The sequence below is a fragment of the Halalkalicoccus sp. NIPERK01 genome, assembly GCF_030287405.1.
Classification (GTDB): domain Archaea; phylum Halobacteriota; class Halobacteria; order Halobacteriales; family Halalkalicoccaceae; genus Halalkalicoccus.
On record NZ_JASVVV010000080.1, the window covers coordinates 1 to 230 of the forward strand.

The following is a 230-nucleotide window of genomic DNA, read 5'->3' on the forward strand; positions in this document are numbered from 1 at the left end:
TACCGCCACAGTCGAAGGTTATGCGATCGAAGGCCACGTTCCGGCGCAGGATGTGCAACGCCTGATCGAGCAAAAGCCCGATGCAGTCGGCCTCGCCGTGCCCGGGATGCCGATCGGCTCGCCGGGGATGGATCATCCCACCCGTTCGGATGAGTACCAGGTCGTGCTGATTGCCAAGGATGGCAAACACACAGTCTTCGCCACCCATGGCGGTAAGCCCGAACAGCACT

The 230-nt window shown here is 61.7% G+C and carries 1 protein-coding gene; it reads left to right on the forward strand.

What is annotated here, in order from left to right:
* Positions 1–230: DUF411 domain-containing protein (locus tag QRT08_RS18615; RefSeq protein WP_286047488.1), on the forward strand; the 230-nt coding region annotated here is incomplete at both ends.